This is a genomic window from Bacillus cereus group sp. MYBK108-1 (genome assembly GCF_051917185.1).
GTDB lineage: Bacteria > Bacillota > Bacilli > Bacillales > Bacillaceae_G > Bacillus_A > Bacillus_A cereus.
In genome coordinates this window covers 41,699-58,989 of the sequence record NZ_JBQAHZ010000016.1, presented here as the reverse complement: position 1 = coordinate 58,989, position 17,291 = coordinate 41,699, and the positions used below count along the sequence as shown (strand labels likewise).

Sequence of the window (17,291 nt, the reverse complement as noted above, 5' to 3'; positions counted from 1 at the left end):
GATAGTTATGTTAGAAGGTAGCCCTGGAGCATCTTTTCTGAACGGAATAGTTCTTATTAGGAAAAGACGGATTTGTCCGTTATCAAATTAAGAGTATAAGCAAATTATGAATTTGTTTGTAAATAAAGGTGGTACCGCGATGTCCCTCGTCCTTTTTGGATGAGGGACATTTTTTATTTTAAGGAGGGAAAATAATGTCAAACACGGAAAAGAATTTACCAACTAAATATGATCATATGTCCGTTGAAGAAGGCCTTTATCAATGGTGGCTTGAAGGCAAATATTTTGAAGCAACAGGAGACGAGAAGAAACAACCGTATACAATTGTAATTCCACCTCCGAACGTAACTGGTAAGTTACACTTAGGTCATGCTTGGGATACAACTCTTCAAGATATTTTAACTCGTACGAAGCGTATGCAAGGATACGATGTACTATGGCTTCCAGGAATGGACCATGCTGGTATCGCAACACAAGCGAAAGTAGAAGGAAAACTTCGTGAAGAAGGTATTTCACGTTACGATCTTGGCCGTGAAAAATTCCTTGAAAAAGCTTGGGAGTGGAAAGAAGAGTACGCTTCTCACATTCGTCAACAATGGGGGAAAGTTGGTTTAGGACTAGACTATTCTCGTGAACGTTTCACATTAGACAAAGGTTTATCAGATGCGGTTAATAAAGTATTCGTTCAATTATACGAAAAAGGCTTAATTTACCGTGGTGAATATATCATCAACTGGGATCCAGCAACACGTACAGCTCTTTCTGATATTGAAGTAATTCATAAAGAAGTTCAAGGTGCATTCTACCATATGAACTATCCGTTAACAGATGGTTCTGGTCACATTCGTCTTGCGACAACTCGTCCAGAAACGATGCTTGGTGATACAGCAGTAGCAGTTCATCCAGAAGACGATCGTTACAAACATTTAATCGGAAAAACAGTTACACTTCCAATCGTAGGCCGTGAGATTCCGATTATTGCTGATGAGTACGTAGAAAAAGATTTCGGAACGGGCGTTGTAAAAATTACACCAGCTCATGACCCGAATGACTTTGAAGTAGGTAACCGTCATGACTTACCACGCATTTTAGTAATGAACGAAGATGGATCGATGAACGAAAAAGCTGGTAAGTATAACGGTATGGATCGTTTCGAATGCCGTAAAGAATTAGTAAAAGACTTACAAGAAGCTGGCGTATTAGTAGAAATCGAGCCACATATGCATTCAGTAGGTCATAGTGAGCGTAGCGGTGCAGTTGTTGAGCCTTATTTATCAACACAGTGGTTCGTAAAAATGGCTCCACTTGCTGAAAAAGCAGTAGCGCTTCAACAAAAAGAAGAAGAAAAAGTAACGTTCGTACCAGAGCGTTTTGAAAACACATATTTACGTTGGATGGAAAATATTCATGACTGGTGTATTTCTCGTCAATTATGGTGGGGACACCGTATTCCAGCTTGGTACCATAAAGAAACTGGTGAAGTATACGTAGGTACAGAAGCACCAGCAGATATTGAAAACTGGAATCAAGATAACGATGTACTTGATACATGGTTCAGTTCAGCATTATGGCCATTCTCCACACTTGGTTGGCCAAATGAAGATTCAGCAGACTTCAAACGTTACTATTCAACAGATGCACTAGTAACGGGTTATGATATTATCTTCTTCTGGGTATCTCGTATGATTTTCCAAGGTTTAGAGTTTACAGGCGAGCGTCCATTTAAAGATGTATTAATTCACGGTTTAGTTCGTGACGAGCAAGGTCGTAAAATGAGTAAATCTCTTGGTAACGGTATTGACCCAATGGATGTTATCGAGAAGTACGGTGCAGATGCAATGCGTTTCTTCTTATCAACAGGAAGTGCACCAGGTCAAGATTTACGTTTCAGCATGGAAAAAGTAGAATCTACTTGGAACTTCATTAATAAAATTTGGAACGCATCACGTTTCGTATTAATGAACATGGATGATATGAAGTATGAAGAAATCGATTTAACTGGTGAAAAATCAGTTGCGGATAAGTGGATCTTAACTCGCTTAAACGAAACAATCGAAAGCGTAACACGTAACATGGATAAATATGAGTTCGGTGAAGCTGGTCGTTCATTATACAACTTCATTTGGGACGATTTCTGTGATTGGTATATTGAAATGGCGAAACTTCCACTATACGGTGAAGATGAAGCAGCTAAGAAAACAACTCGTTCTATTTTAGCTTACGTATTAGATCAAACAATGCGTCTATTACACCCATTCATGCCATTCGTAACAGAGAAAATTTGGCAACATTTACCGCATGAAGGCGAGTCTATTACAGTAGCTGCGTGGCCAACAGTTCGCGAAGATTTACAAGATACGGAGGCTGCGGCAGAAATGCACCTTCTAGTTGATATCATTCGCTCTGTTCGTAACATCCGTGCAGAAGTAAATACGCCAATGAGCAAAAAAGTTCAAATGCAAATTAAAGCAAAAGATGAGGCTGTACTTGCTCAACTTACGAAAAACAGCTCTTACATTGAGCGTTTCTGTAACCCAAGCGAATTAACAATTCAAACAGACTTACAAGCGCCAGAAAAGGCAATGACTGCAATCGTATCAGGTGCAGAGTTATTCTTACCGTTAGCTGATCTTATCAATCTTGATGAAGAGAGAGCTCGTCTTGAGAAAGAACTTGAGAAGTTCGATAAAGAAGTAGAACGTGTACAGAAGAAACTTTCTAACCAAGGTTTCGTAGCGAAAGCTCCTGCAGCGGTTATTGAAGGAGAGCGTGCGAAAGAGCAAGATTACCTAGAAAAACGCGAAGCAGTTCGTCAACGTCTAGCAAATCTTGAAAAGTAAAAATGTTTTTAGAGACTCACTATATTGGTGAGTCTCTTTTCTTTGCGTATAATAGAACTATGAAAGTTGTCTTTTGAAAGGGGAAAAACATACGTGATACATACATACGAAGAAGCGATAGGGTGGATCCATAGCCGATTGAAATTTGGAATTAAGCCAGGATTAGAAAGAATGAGATGGATGTTAGAAGAACTTGGAAATCCAGAGCGTCATATAAAATGTGTTCATCTTGCTGGTACAAATGGAAAAGGTTCAACGTTAACATATATGCGTTACATGTTAGAAGGCGCGAAATATAAGGTAGGAACGTTTACCTCTCCTTACATCGAATCATTTAATGAACGCATTAGTGTGAATGGAACACCAATTGCAGACGAAGAGATTACTGAACTTGTAAAGCTGGTAAAACCAGTCGTGGAAAAACTAGATGAAACGGATTTAGGGGAAGCGACAGAGTTTGAAATTATTACTGTTATGGCGATTTGCTATTTCGGCAAATTCAATTTCTGTGATGTTGTTTTATTTGAAACAGGGCTTGGTGGACGTTTTGATTCTACCAATGTTATACACCCTGTTCTCACGATTATTACGAATATCGGTCACGATCATATGCATATTTTAGGAAATACATTAGGAGAAATTGCATATGAAAAGGCGGGGATTATTAAGTCTGGCGTGCCGGTAATTACTGGTGTACAAGATGAAGAAGCTTTGCAAGTCATTCAAAATGTTGCAAAGGAAAATCATGCAAACTTATACGAGATGGGCAACCATTTTACAGCATTACATAAACAGTCTAGTGAAGATGGAGAACAGTTCGATTTCACTTGTCCTTTCGCCTCTTTTGAAGATGTGCGAATCACAATGAAAGGTAGCCACCAAGTAGGAAACGCAGCACTTGCGCTTATGGCAGTCATGTATGTAAAAACATACTTATCATTTTTAATTGAGGAAGAAGAAATAAGAACTGGATTACAGGAAGCGTATTGGGTGGGGCGCTTTGAAAAACTGCAAAGTAATCCAGATATTATTATAGATGGTGCTCATAATCCAGAAGGTATCGAAAGCCTTGTGAAAACAGTAGAAGCACATTACAAAGATAAAAATGTAATAGTGTTATTTACTGCCCTTGGTGATAAACAATTACATAACATGGTAGGCCAATTAGAAACCATTGCAGATGAAATTATTTTTACAACATTCGCCTTTGATCGTGCTATTTCTGCTGATAAGCTTGCATCATATTCACAGAAAGAATCAAAATTAGTTTTTGAAAATTGGAAAGAGGCAATTGATACAAAAGTTGAAATGATAGCAGAAAATGATGTTTTTATCATAACAGGTTCTCTTTATTTCATTTCTGAAGTACGTAAATATATTTGCGAGAAAAACTAGATAGTCTTTGCTATCTAGTTTTTTTGTTCTACAAATGAAGTCAAATGCATACATATAAGATAAATATATAGGGTTATTTGGCGAATTCCTCTGACAAATATCTCGTTTTTTTATGAAATGAATATGATATGATGCGGACAACGATAAGAGGTGAGGTGTGAGTGTATGGACAAGCAATCACGAACGATCTCAGTGAAAGTGAATGGAACAGAAGCGAAGTATGAGGAAAAAAAGAAAGATGAATTTGAATGGATGGTAGTAGAAAGTGAACGACCGAAAAATGTTGTTCCGTTTCAAAAAGCGAAATCAATGTCTGTGGAAAAATACCGAAAGAAGTGGAGTAATACATTAATTGTAATCATTGCAACTGCAATCATTATCGGTACGGCGTTTGGAATGGGGATGCTTCATTTACTTACTGGACAAGGAACGACAGGAGGAAGTGAAGTGACAGCTTCAAGGCCGACTGGAAATGGAGAATCAAAGGTGGGTGGAACGGCAGAACAAACACCAGCACCGAAAGAAGAAAAACAAAAAGCACAAGCAGGAACGTCATTGGATCCAATGAAATTATTTTTTGTTCAAGGGGGGCTTTATTCTTCTGAAGAAAAGGGACAGGCAGCTCTTGAAGAATGGAAAGGTAATGGGGGCATTGGTGCTTTGAGACCGAGCGGTGATAAGTATGCAATAGTTGTTGGTATTGCTAGCGATGAACAGTCTATAAATCAATTAATGACTAAGTATAAAAATGATGGTGTCTCCGTTTTAAAAAAGAACTGGGATATAACAGATAAAGCATTGCTGAAAGATGATAAAGAAGTAGGAACATTTTTAACAAAAGTGCAGCCATTATACACTCATTTAGCAAAATATGCTTCTAGCGTACAAGTTGGTGGAAAAAGCAGTGCAAAAGATATAGAAGCAATTGAAAAAGAATGGAAAAAGGTTGAAAAAGAAGGGAAAAGTATGAAACAAGAAGAAGCGAAGAAACTGTATATGTATACGTCGGTAGCTGTACAAACAGTAAAAGATGGGAAGATGGATAAGGAATCTTTGGCGAAATTAAATCAAGTTATTATTGATGGTTTACTCTCGTATGAAAAAATTGTTTCGTAGAAAGTGAAATGATAGGATAATAAAATGAGTAAGAAAGAAGTACATGTACTTCTTTCTTTTCTTTTGAATTTAGAGCAAAGTGCTTTCTCTATGACAGGAATATAATCGTATGCAATAAAGAAGTGTTATTTTAGTTAGAGAAATTAATATTTCTTTCATTTGTGGACAAACTATTCCTTTGATACGATTAATATAAATTGTTCTGCTTCATGTGAGAAAGGAAGGAGAAAATATGAGAAAAATAATTTTAGCTTCAGGGTCACCTCGGAGGAAGGAATTGCTTGAGTTAGCTAGTGTGCCATTTGAAATCGTTGTAAGTGAAGTAGAGGAAACAATTGGTGCATATTCATCGCCTTCTGATATTGTAATGTCGCTTGCCTTGCAAAAAGCATCAGCGGTGGCAGAAAATAATAGTGATCACATTGTGTTAGGTGCAGATACAATTGTTACATATGAGTCGCGTATTCTTGGTAAGCCTTCTAATGAGGATGAGGCGAAAGAGATGTTGCAATTACTATCAGGGAAAACACATGAAGTGTATACAGGTGTTGCAATTATAGCAAAAGAAAAAACGGTTACTTTTTATGAGCGTACAGAAGTTACATTTTGGGAGTTAACAGAAGAGGAAATTGATACATACGTCGCGTCGAAAGAACCTCTTGATAAAGCCGGTAGTTATGGGATTCAAGGTAAAGGATCTATTTTCGTTCAAAATATTCAAGGGGACTACTATAGTGTAGTTGGCTTACCAATTGCACGTCTCGTTCGGGAATTAAAACAATTTGATATTGATGTAACCCATGCGTAAAATTGCATGGGGTTTTCTTTGAGAGAACAAATAAAGGGGTGGAGAGATGAACGGTATTCGTGATGTTGTAAGAGAAGAACAGCCACGGGAGCGTTTATTGTTAGAAGGTGCTGGAAGTTTATCAAATCGAGAGCTTCTCGCAGTGTTACTCAGAACAGGTTCTAAAGAAGAAACAGTTTTAAAGTTATCAGATAAAATTTTACATCAATTTGATGGCTTACGTATGTTGAAAGATGCAACATTAGAAGAGCTAATTAGTATACATGGTATTGGGATTTCAAAGGCATCGCAACTTATGGCAGCCTTTGAACTAGGCAGAAGAATGGTACGTTTAGAATATCAAAATAGATATAGTATTCGAAGTCCAGAAGATTGTGCGAAATACATGATGGAAGAAATGCGTTTTTTACAACAAGAGCATTTTGTTTGTTTATATTTAAATACAAAAAATCAAGTTATACATAGGCAAACGATCTTTATTGGAAGTTTAAACACGTCAATTGTACACCCGAGGGAAGTTTTTAAAGAAGCCTTCCGTCGTGCAGCAGCCTCTATCATATGTCTTCATAACCATCCCTCAGGAGATCCCACGCCGAGCCGTGAAGATATTGCAGTAACAAAACGCTTAGTAGAATGCGGCCAGATTATCGGAATTGAAGTGCTTGATCATATTATAATAGGTGACCATAAATTCGTGAGTTTAAAGGAAAAAGGTCATATTTAAGACTATGCTTTTTACTTATTTTGTTTTATAATGTGATTTATGAGTTTTTTGTAGAAATTTATCTACAAAAAGGATAAAGATATAAAAAACGTACTGTTTTTATAATATAAAGTAAGAAAAAATGAGTCCGTGAAAACAAGAAAGGAAGATAAATAATATGTTTGGATTTGGTGGATTTACTCGCGATCTTGGAATAGACTTAGGAACTGCGAACACGCTTGTATATGTAAAAGGAAAAGGTGTAGTTTTACGTGAACCTTCAGTAGTTGCGTTACAAACTGATACGAAACAAATCGTTGCTGTAGGTAGCGATGCAAAACAAATGATTGGTCGTACACCAGGGAACGTTGTGGCACTTCGCCCGATGAAAGACGGTGTAATTGCTGATTATGAAACAACTGCAACAATGATGAAATATTACATTCAACAAGCTCAAAAATCAAACGGTTTCTTCTCACGTAAGCCGTATGTAATGGTATGTGTACCATCTGGTATTACAGCTGTAGAAAGACGTGCAGTAATCGATGCGACTCGTCAAGCGGGTGCTCGTGATGCTTATCCTATCGAAGAGCCATTTGCAGCAGCAATTGGTGCAAACTTACCTGTTTGGGAACCAACTGGTAGTATGGTTGTTGATATCGGTGGCGGTACAACAGAAGTTGCAATTATTTCTCTAGGTGGTATTGTAACAAGCCAGTCAGTCCGTGTTGCTGGTGATGATATGGACGATTCAATCATTCAGTACATTAAGAAAAGCTATAACTTAATGATCGGTGAAAGAACAGCTGAAGCATTAAAATTAGAAATTGGTTCTGCAGGCGAGCCAGAAGGTATCGAGCCTATGGAAATTCGCGGTCGTGATTTAGTAAGTGGTTTACCAAAAACAGTACTAATTCAGCCAGAAGAAATTGCAGATGCATTAAAAGATACAGTAGATGCGATTGTAGAATCAGTTAAAAATACGTTAGAAAAAACTCCACCTGAATTAGCGGCTGATATTATGGACCGCGGTATCGTATTAACAGGTGGCGGGGCATTACTACGTAATTTAGATAAAGTAATTAGTGAAGAAACGAAAATGCCAGTTCTTGTTGCAGAAGATCCATTAGATTGCGTAGCAATTGGAACAGGTAAAGCATTAGACAATATCGATCTTTTCAAAACTGCTGCTCGATAATATTGCAAAATAAAAATCAGTGAAATTAAGAGGGTGTGAACGTGCCACAGTTTTTCTTAAACAAAAGATTAATTGTTTTGTTGGTTAGTATTATTCTTCTCGTGGCATTGATTGGAATCTCATTGAAAGAACGGAACAGTTTAACATGGCCAGAGCAGTTTGTTAAAGATACTGTCGGTGTTGTAGAACGTGTATTCCAAAAGCCAGCGAAATACGTAGCTGGATTCTTCGAAAATGTAGAGGATGTAAAGCGCACGTATGAAGAGAATAAAGAATTAAAAGCAAAATTAGATAATTATGCAGGTCTATCAGGGAAAGTAAAACAATTAGAAGATGATAACAAGAAGTTACAAGAGCTAACTGGTAAAAAAGAGTTAAATAGCGGGTATACTGAAATTCCAGCTACTGTTGTTTCTCGTAATCCAGATAAATGGTACGATTTAATTGGAATTGATAAAGGGGCACAGCAAGGAATTAAAAAAGATATGGCTGTAGTAACTTCACAAGGGTTAGTTGGAAGAGTGAAAAGTGTATCTCAGTTTACATCATCAGTAGAATTACTAAGTTCTATGAGCCGAACAAATCGCGTTTCTGCTATTGTACAAGGGCAAGAGAAAATCTTTGGATTGATTGAAGGTTATGACAAAGAAAAGCAATTACTTCTTTTCACAAAGATTGGCTCTGATGCACCGGTAGAGAAAGATCAACTAGTTGTAACATCTGGACTGGGTGATATTTTCCCGAAAGGTCTTGTAATTGGAAAAATCGTTGATGTTCAGCCGGATGCATATGGCTTAACAAAAACAGCTTATGTAAAACCTGCCGCTGATTTAAATGACGTAGAGCATATTACGGTTGCTAAACGTGCAACACCTTCAGCGCCATTAGAATAGGAGGAGAAGAAGAGATGATGAAGATATTAAAAAGAGCAGCTCTTCCTCTTTTGCTCCTTTTTGTGTTTCTATTTGAAAATATGTTTGCTACTGTTGTTCCAACGGATGTATTTTGGAAAGACAGCATAGCAGCACCGCATTTCTTTATAATCGTCTTATGTTTTATTACAGTGTATTATAGTCCGGTCCAAGGGATTTATTACGGACTATTATTTGGCTTCTTATTTGATACCGTATACACAGAACTTGTCGGGATATATATTTTTGCTTATCCGATTTTAGCTTATTTAGTATATAGTGTGATGAAAGTATTACAATTGAATTTATTTATTGTTGTTTCTATCATATTAGCTAGCGTTGTAGCACTAGAGTATTATGTGTATGGATTCTTAACTTTATTAGGGCGTACTCATATGCCAGCGTATGTCTTTTTCACAGATCGTCTCCTTTCTACTTTATTGTTAAATGCTATTTTCTTATTGATAGTTTGTTTCCCACTGAGACGATATATAGTGCGTCTTTCAAAAGCGATGGAAGAAAAAGAAAAAAGGATTTTCTAATTTTATGTCGAATTGAATCGGTGGGGTGAACTTTAGTGGAAGAAAAAAAGCAACAAAATGTAACGATAAAAGGGACAAAAGATGGGATAACGCTTCATTTAGATGATTGTTGTTCATTCTCAGAATTATTGATGGAATTAGACGAAAAACTTTCTACACATTACTACGATGGTGATGGGCGCTCTTTAATTGAAGTGCATGTGAAAGTAGGAAATCGTTATTTAACAGAAGTCCAACAAGAAGAGATTCGTACGTTAATTCGTAATAAAAAGAATCTTGTTGTGGATTCAATTGAAAGTGATGTTATCACTAAAGCAGAAGCAATAGCTTGGAAAGAAGAAACAGAAATTGTCCCTATTTCCAAAATTGTTCGCTCTGGACAAGTTTTACATGTAAAAGGAAATTTGTTGTTAATTGGAGATGTTAATCCAGGCGGAACGGTTATCGCTGGGGGGAATATTTTTGTCGTAGGATCATTAAGAGGAATTGCACATGCTGGGTATTATGGGGATTCGGATGCTGTAATCGCTGCATCTGTTATGAACCCGATGCAACTTCGAATTAGTGATGTGGCAATGCGGGCTCCGGAAGAGAAAGAAGACGGAGCGGAGGCGGCAGAATGTGCGTATATTAATGAGAACAATCACATTGTTGTCGATCGCCTGCAACTTCTCACTCATCTTAGACCTAATTTAACAAAGTTAGAAAGGGGAATTGTATAGCTGTGGGAGAGGCAATAGTAATTACATCTGGAAAAGGCGGAGTAGGTAAAACTACTACATCTGCGAACATTGGTACGGCCCTAGCGTTATCTGGAAAGAAAGTGTGCTTAATTGACACAGATATCGGTCTTCGAAATTTAGACGTAGTAATGGGGCTGGAAAATCGTATTGTATTTGATCTTGTTGATGTCGTTGAAGGGCGTTGCCGTTTACCTCAGGCTCTTATTAAAGACAAACGTTTTGATGATCTTTATTTATTACCTGCAGCACAAACGAGTGATAAATCAGCGGTAACACCTGAACAAATGGATGAATTAATACAAGTATTACGTCAAGATTATGATTACATATTAATCGATTGTCCTGCGGGGATTGAGCAGGGATTTAAAAATGCGGTAGCTGGTGCGGATAAAGCAATCGTTGTTACGACTCCAGAAGTATCCTCAATGCGCGATGCGGATCGTATTATTGGGCTTTTAGAAAAAGAGGATATTGAACCACCCAAACTTGTTATTAACCGTGTACGTAGTCATATGCTTCATGAACAGGATATGTTAGATGTTGATGAAATTGTACGTACATTGTCAATCGAGCTTCTTGGTGTTGTCGAAGATGACGATGAAGTTATTCGAGCTACAAATACAGGTGAACCTGTGGCGTTGCAACCAAGCGGAAAAGCAGCGTTGGCTTATCGTAATATTGCAAGACGCTTGTTAGGTGAGAATGTACCATTACAAGCATTTGAACAAGAAAAGGTATCGGTATTTGCAAAGGTGAAAAACTTCTTTGGAATCCGTTAAGAGCACTTCGCACATATGCGAGGTGCTTTCTTTTTTCTTCACACGAATATCTTTCTTTCTTAGCTCATACATATGTACAAACTGTATACAACTGTTTCTAATGAAATTAGCTTAACGAAAGAAAGGAGACAGTATGAAGAATAGACGCGTAGAAGAAATTAAAAAGCGGATTGCAAAAAGGAAGGCCGAGCAAGAAAGGATGGAGGAAGAGCAGTATTTTAACGGAGGGAATTTTGATAGTGAAGCAGTATTTATTGAAGATGGAGAAAAGGAAATGCATCCTTTATTTCGAAAGGAAGTCTTTTTCTTCAAAGTTTTATTATCAGCAATATTAGTTCTTTCGGTTGCTATTTTATATAAGAATGCTCCTTCTTCATTCAATGGAGCTAAAGCTGTTACAGAAAAAGTGATGAAAGAGGAATTTCAGTTTGCTACTGTAGCGAAATGGTACGAAAAGCAATTTGGAAAACCGCTTGTATTCTATTCGCCGAACGAGAAAAAAGAAGGAAGTATTCAGCAAAAAGATTATGCAATTCCTGCTTCTGGAAAGGTAATGCAAGGGTTTCAAAAAAATGGCCAAGGTGTATTTGTCCAAACAGCTACAAATGCAAAAGTGGAGTCAGTAAATGAAGGGTTAGTTGTTTTTGCAGGCAAGAAAGAGGAACTTGGAAATACAGTTCAAATTCAACATGCAGATGGTACGGAGTCATGGTATGCAAACTTAAACGATATGTCAGTGAAATTATATGATTACGTTTCAAAGAAACAAAAAATTGGAACGGTGAGTAATGATACAAATGATAAAAATGGAAAGTTTTATTTCGCGATAAAAAAGAATGAGAAATTTATTGATCCGATCCAGGTGATATCATTTGATTAAATATAGGGACGTTTTAACGAAAATTTCCGTGCATCCATTATTTTGGGTTATTATTGTCATTGGTATTTTTACTGCGCGTTTTAAAGAGTTACTACTGTTATTTTGTATTGTTCTTATTCATGAACTTGGGCATGCTTTTGCAGCAGCACACTATAATTGGCGTATAAAAAGAATTCAGCTTTTGCCGTTTGGTGGCGTTGCCGAGCTTGAGGAACATGGTAATAAGTCATTGAAAGAGGAACTTGTTGTCGTAATTGCAGGACCGATTCAACATGTTTGGATGATGCTGGTAGGTTATATGTTGTTCAAAGCTGGTTGGCTGAATGCAGATTTATATTATTTCTTCATGTGGAATAATATAATTATTTTAGCATTCAATTTACTTCCTATTTGGCCGTTAGATGGCGGGAAAGTATTGTTTAATGTATTATCATATCGTTTCCCTTATTTACAAGCACATGAAAAGATGATGCAATTGTCATGTGTTTTTTTTAGTGTAATATTAGGATGGCAGTTACTTTGGAATAGTAACAATATTATGATGTGGGTACTACTCATATTTTTAGCAGTGTCATTATATCAAGAGTGGAAACAAAGACAGTATGCATTTATGCGTTTTTTATTAGAACGTTATTATGGAAACAAAAGAGGAATCGAAAAGATTGCACCTATTGAAGTGCAAACGGAAGATCGTTTATATACGATCTTCACAAAATTTCGTAGAGGATATAAGCATTCTATTATCGTCCGTGGAAAATATAAAGAGCATTACACATTGGATGAAAATGAATTGCTCTATGCATATTTTACTGAAAAACGAACAACTTCATCAGTTGAAGAATTAATCGGTTAGTGTTGACGATAGCACTAACCTTTTATTATTGTAAAAGCAAAGAAGATTATAAAGTGAGGAAATAATTTTGAAAACGTTATATATGAATTACGCTGGTTCGGAAAAGCGCGTTGCAATTGAAGAGAAGAAAAAGATTGTTGAGTTTTTATGGAAACGTAATGAAGAGCAAGAGATTGTTGGGCATATTTATGTTGGACGTGTCGTAAGAACAATTGCTGGAATGAATGCAGCTTTTGTAAACATCGGTTTAGAAAAACATGCTTACCTTTCATACGATGATGTACCATCTTCTTATCGTATACATGAAGGGCAAGCGATACTCGTACAAGTTGTGAAAGAGGCAATTGATACGAAAGGGCCTAAATTGACAGCGAATATAGAATTTACCGGGAAATATGTCGTTTATATGCCGTTTGATGAGATGCGCGCTGTTTCTCGAAAAATAAAAAATAATAAAAGAAGACAACAGTTACTCCAAATTGAAATAGAGGGAACGGGGGGGTACATTTTCCGTTCTGCTTCTGAAAAAGGAGCAATTGAAGAAATACAAGCTGAAATGCAAGGGTTACAACAGTTGTATGAAGAGTTAAAAAGAAAAGAGGGTCAAGGAAAGGTGCCGTTATTACTTCATCGACCGGCGACCTTTTTAGATCGTGTATTTCAAGAGAACCCAATTGAAACAATTGAAAAAGTAGTTGTAGATACAAGAAGTATAGTAAAGGAATTAGAAGACAAAGTTGGAAAAGAAAAAGTATCTTTTTATAATGAAAAGTCTTTGATGTTTAACCATTTTGGAATAGAGCGTGAGATTGAGAAAGCACTCCAAAAAATTGTTTGGCTTCCAAATGGTGCTTATTTAATTGTAGAACAAATGGAGACGATGACTGTAATTGATGTGAATACGGGCAAGTTTACGGGAAAACAAAATTTACAAGATACAGTACTTCGCACAAATGAGCTAGCCGCTGAAGAAATTGCACGCCAATTAAGACTTCGTGATATTGGTGGTATGATATTAATTGATTTTATTAATATGAAAAAAAGAGAAGATAAAGAAAAGGTAAGAGAATGTCTCATAGCTGCTATGCAAGATGACCGAACATATACAAGGGTGCTCGGCTTTACGGAGCTAGGGATTTTGGAAATGACACGTAAACGTAAAAAGCATTCTTTACGGGACGTATTATTAAAAGAGTGTGTACCTTGCAAAGCGACGGGTTATGTGATGTCGCATGAAACAATTGCGTATGAGTTAGAGAGAGAACTAATCACATATGGCAATATAGAAGATGAAGCAGTATTAATCGCTGCGCCTAAAGAACTGCAAAAACAGTTTTTGCAAAAAGGATTACAAAAAAATATTCCATTTGAAATTTATTTCAAAGATGATATCATCGAAAAGTATGCTATCGTTCGTTTTGGAAGTAAAAAAGAAATTGTAGAACGGAAAAAATAGTTAGCAGAACATTTATTGACAACCGTCTATGATTCATGATAACATCTTTATGTTATAGTTTATAGCACCTAAACGGCTATATGCTACAACCGCACAAGACAGGTTCCCTAAAGGCATTTATGTCTACCTCGTTTTTGGCGAGTCTTAGTAATTAAGAGGAGGTGCAAGTATGTACGCAATTATCGAAACAGGTGGAAAACAAATTAAAGTTGAAGCTGGTCAAGCAATCTACATTGAAAAATTAGATGTTGAAGCTGGTGAAACTGTTACTTTTGACAAAGTTCTTTTCGTTGGTGGCGAAAACGTTAAAGTTGGTAGCCCAGTTGTAGAAGGTGCAACAGTTACTGCGAAAGTTGAAAAACAAGGTCGCGCTAAGAAAATCATCGTTTTCAAATACAAAGCGAAAAAGAACAATCGTAAGAAACAAGGTCATCGTCAACCTTACACTAAGCTAGTTGTTGAAGCTATCAACGCTTAATTCTGGTTAACATGATTAAAATTACGATAAGTCGCACGAAATTAGGAAGTATCCAATCATTTAAAATGACTGGACATGCCGATTATGCGCCACATGGACAAGACCTTGTCTGTGCTGGAACTACAGCGGTTGTGTTTGGTTCTATAAATGCAGTGGAAGAACTTTGTAATGTGCAAGCAACTATTGAACTCGGAAGTGATGGCGGATTCTTAACGTATGAATTGCCTAATGATTTAGAAGTTCATGCAGCAGAAAAAGCACAAACGCTTTTAGAAGGATTAGTTGTTTCGCTTAAGACGATCGAACTTGATTACGGAAAGTATATCCGTTTAATAGAAAAAGTGCAGGAGGTGTAACGTATGTTAAGATTAGATCTTCAGTTTTTCGCATCTAAGAAAGGTGTAGGTAGTACAAAGAACGGTCGTGACTCTCAGTCAAAACGTCTTGGTGCTAAACGCGCAGATGGTCAAACGGTTACAGGTGGTTCAATTCTTTACCGTCAACGCGGTACAAAAATTTATCCAGGTGTTAACGTTGGTCGTGGTGGCGATGACACTTTATACGCGAAAGTTGACGGCGTAGTACGCTTTGAGCGTCTTGGTCGTGACCGCAAACAAGTGAGCGTATATCCTGTTGCTCAAGAAGCATAAGAACTCACGGAAAACTCTAACCTGAGTGCAGGTTAGAGTTTTTCTATATTAAGGGGTATCTAAATGAATGAAAAATGGACAATTATAGATGCATTGCGCCATTCAAGACATGATTGGCTCAATCGTATGCAGATGGTGAAAGGAAACCTTTCCCTTGGAAAAGTGGAAGAAATTCATAGTCTCATCGATCGTTTTGTCCAAGAAGCGAGACAAGAATCCAATCTGATGGGGCTATCAATGCCTTTATTTTCAGAGTGGATTTTAACATATAATTGGAAACAGCAGCCGTGCTTATTGGAGTACGAAGTATTAGGGAAATTACATAACTTATCTCACTTAGATGAGACTGTATGTACATGGACGAATCAATTTTTCTCGATGCTTCAGCATAGTTTAGACGTATATGTTGAAAATTATGTTTGTATCACAATTGAATGTGACGCGGATAATGCTCGTTTCTTTTTTGATTTTCGTGGTAAGCTAACGAGTGTAGAAGAACTACAGAATTGGCTTGCGACCCAAAACAATAAATGGTATTCCATTTCTTATACAGTGCGAGACGAAGAAGTCTCAGTTATATTACAACCAATTGAAAAAAGTGTGGTGAAATAATGTTTGTAGATCAGGTCAAGATATATGTAAAAGGCGGCGACGGTGGTAATGGTATGGTTGCGTATCGTCGTGAGAAGTATGTACCAAAAGGTGGCCCAGCAGGTGGCGACGGAGGTAAAGGTGCAGATGTTGTTTTCGTAGTTGAGGAAGGCTTACGTACATTAATGGACTTCCGCTACCAACGTCATTTCAAAGCTGATCGCGGTCAGCACGGAATGAGTAAAGGTCAGCACGGACGTAAATCTGAAGATTTACTTGTAAAGGTTCCGCCAGGAACAGTAGTAAAAGATGAAAAAACTGGTCAAATTCTTGCCGATTTAGTAACGCATGGACAAACTGCTGTAATTGCAAAAGGTGGCCGTGGTGGCCGTGGTAACTCACGTTTCGCAACAGCTACGAACCCAGCGCCAGAAATCGCTGAGAACGGGGAACCAGGTCAAGAGCGTGATGTTATTCTAGAACTTAAAGTACTAGCAGACGTTGGACTTGTTGGATTCCCAAGTGTAGGTAAATCTACATTATTATCTGTTGTATCATCAGCGCGTCCGAAAATTGCAGAGTATCACTTCACAACAATCGTTCCGAATCTTGGTGTTGTTGAAACTGGTGATAACCGCAGCTTCGTTATGGCTGACCTTCCAGGACTAATTGAAGGCGCACATGCTGGCGTCGGACTTGGACACCAATTCTTACGTCATATTGAGCGTACACGTGTAATCGTGCATGTTATTGATATGTCTGGTTTAGAAGGCCGTGATCCATATGAAGATTACGTAACGATTAATAATGAATTGAAAGAATACAATCTTCGCTTAACTGAGCGTCCGCAAGTTGTTGTTGCAAACAAAATGGATATGCCAGATGCAGAAGAAAACTTACAAGCATTTAAAGAGAAAGTGGGAGACGAAGTAAAAATCTTCCCAATCTCAGCTGTAACAAGACAAGGTGTTCGTGACTTACTGTTTGAAGTAGCGAACTTAATAGAAACAACACCAGAATTCCCAATACATGAAGTTGCGGATGAGTCTGATACAAGTGTAATGTACAAATTTGATACTGAAGGTGTTAAATTTGAAATTACACGTGAAAGTGATGGCACGTTTGTTATCTCTGGTTACGATATCGAGAAAACATTCAAGATGACAGACTTCTCACGTGATGAATCTGTACGTCGTTTCGCTCGTCAAATGCGCGGAATGGGTATTGATGAAGCGCTTCGTGCACGTGGTGCAAAAGACGGAGATATTGTAAAAATTCTTGAATATGAATTTGAATTTATCGATTAAGACTGCCGAAATACGGCAGTCTTTTTTTATATCGTAAAAAT

At 37.4% G+C, this 17,291-nt stretch carries 18 protein-coding genes and 2 other annotated features (1 of these 20 cut by a window edge); all 18 genes read left to right on the top strand.

What is annotated here, in order from left to right:
* Positions 1-157 (top strand) — a binding site (T-box leader) (it extends 75 nt beyond the left edge of the window).
* Positions 158-194: 37 nt separating this feature from the next.
* A complete protein-coding gene (locus tag ACTFSL_RS20185; RefSeq protein WP_440042273.1) occupies positions 195-2,840 on the top strand; it encodes a valine--tRNA ligase in 2,646 nt (881 codons plus the stop codon).
* A gap of 93 nt (positions 2,841-2,933) precedes the next feature.
* Positions 2,934-4,235: a bifunctional folylpolyglutamate synthase/dihydrofolate synthase gene (locus ACTFSL_RS20180; protein WP_000582064.1), complete on the top strand. Its 1,302-nt coding sequence runs from the start codon at positions 2,934-2,936 to the stop codon at positions 4,233-4,235.
* Between the two features lie 165 nt (positions 4,236-4,400).
* Entirely contained in the window at positions 4,401-5,351 is a 951-nt protein-coding gene (locus ACTFSL_RS20175) for a hypothetical protein (protein ID WP_063537565.1), read from the top strand.
* Between the two features lie 232 nt (positions 5,352-5,583).
* A complete protein-coding gene (locus tag ACTFSL_RS20170) occupies positions 5,584-6,159 on the top strand; it encodes a Maf family protein (protein ID WP_001226291.1) in 576 nt (191 codons plus the stop codon).
* Positions 6,160-6,205: 46 nt separating this feature from the next.
* A complete protein-coding gene (gene radC / locus ACTFSL_RS20165) occupies positions 6,206-6,883 on the top strand; it encodes a RadC family protein (RefSeq protein ID WP_001013390.1) in 678 nt (225 codons plus the stop codon).
* 157 nt (positions 6,884-7,040) lie between these two features.
* Positions 7,041-8,060 carry a cell shape-determining protein MreB gene (gene mreB / locus ACTFSL_RS20160; protein ID WP_000466736.1) on the top strand — a complete coding sequence of 340 codons (1,020 nt, stop codon included), beginning with the start codon at positions 7,041-7,043 and terminating at the stop codon, positions 8,058-8,060.
* Between the two features lie 41 nt (positions 8,061-8,101).
* Positions 8,102-8,953, top strand: a complete 852-nt coding sequence (gene mreC, locus ACTFSL_RS20155; RefSeq protein WP_001135487.1) for a rod shape-determining protein MreC — start codon at positions 8,102-8,104, stop codon at positions 8,951-8,953.
* Between the two features lie 14 nt (positions 8,954-8,967).
* Positions 8,968-9,513, top strand: a complete 546-nt coding sequence (gene mreD / locus ACTFSL_RS20150; protein ID WP_000975766.1) for a rod shape-determining protein MreD — start codon at positions 8,968-8,970, stop codon at positions 9,511-9,513.
* Between the two features lie 35 nt (positions 9,514-9,548).
* On the top strand, positions 9,549-10,235 hold the full coding sequence (gene minC, locus ACTFSL_RS20145) for a septum site-determining protein MinC (protein ID WP_000391521.1): 687 nt from the start codon (positions 9,549-9,551) through the stop codon (positions 10,233-10,235).
* 2 nt (positions 10,236-10,237) lie between these two features.
* Entirely contained in the window at positions 10,238-11,035 is a 798-nt protein-coding gene (minD, locus tag ACTFSL_RS20140; RefSeq protein ID WP_000503309.1) for a septum site-determining protein MinD, read from the top strand.
* Between the two features lie 133 nt (positions 11,036-11,168).
* Positions 11,169-11,915, top strand: coding sequence for a stage IV sporulation protein SpoIVFA (spoIVFA, locus tag ACTFSL_RS20135; RefSeq protein ID WP_000797471.1), 747 nt, complete (start codon positions 11,169-11,171; stop codon positions 11,913-11,915).
* Positions 11,908-12,768: a stage IV sporulation intramembrane metalloprotease SpoIVFB gene (spoIVFB, locus tag ACTFSL_RS20130; protein ID WP_440042271.1), complete on the top strand. Its 861-nt coding sequence runs from the start codon at positions 11,908-11,910 to the stop codon at positions 12,766-12,768. The genes spoIVFA and spoIVFB overlap by 8 nt, the downstream gene beginning before the upstream one ends.
* Before the next feature lie 67 nt (positions 12,769-12,835).
* Positions 12,836-14,224, top strand: coding sequence for an Rne/Rng family ribonuclease (locus tag ACTFSL_RS20125; protein WP_440042270.1), 1,389 nt, complete (start codon positions 12,836-12,838; stop codon positions 14,222-14,224).
* 77 nt (positions 14,225-14,301) lie between these two features.
* Positions 14,302-14,379, top strand: a sequence feature (ribosomal protein L21 leader region).
* A gap of 14 nt (positions 14,380-14,393) precedes the next feature.
* Positions 14,394-14,702, top strand: coding sequence for a 50S ribosomal protein L21 (rplU, locus tag ACTFSL_RS20120; RefSeq protein ID WP_000270907.1), 309 nt, complete (start codon positions 14,394-14,396; stop codon positions 14,700-14,702).
* Positions 14,703-14,713: 11 nt separating this feature from the next.
* Positions 14,714-15,058 carry a ribosomal-processing cysteine protease Prp gene (locus ACTFSL_RS20115; protein ID WP_440042269.1) on the top strand — a complete coding sequence of 115 codons (345 nt, stop codon included), beginning with the start codon at positions 14,714-14,716 and terminating at the stop codon, positions 15,056-15,058.
* Between the two features lie 3 nt (positions 15,059-15,061).
* On the top strand, positions 15,062-15,352 hold the full coding sequence (rpmA, locus tag ACTFSL_RS20110) for a 50S ribosomal protein L27 (protein WP_000944958.1): 291 nt from the start codon (positions 15,062-15,064) through the stop codon (positions 15,350-15,352).
* Positions 15,353-15,415: 63 nt separating this feature from the next.
* On the top strand, positions 15,416-15,964 hold the full coding sequence (locus ACTFSL_RS20105) for a sporulation initiation phosphotransferase B (protein ID WP_001003584.1): 549 nt from the start codon (positions 15,416-15,418) through the stop codon (positions 15,962-15,964).
* Positions 15,964-17,250 carry a GTPase ObgE gene (gene obgE, locus ACTFSL_RS20100; protein WP_000497128.1) on the top strand — a complete coding sequence of 429 codons (1,287 nt, stop codon included), beginning with the start codon at positions 15,964-15,966 and terminating at the stop codon, positions 17,248-17,250. Before ACTFSL_RS20105 ends, obgE begins: the two co-directional genes overlap by 1 nt.
* The last annotated feature ends 41 nt before the right edge of the window (positions 17,251-17,291 follow it).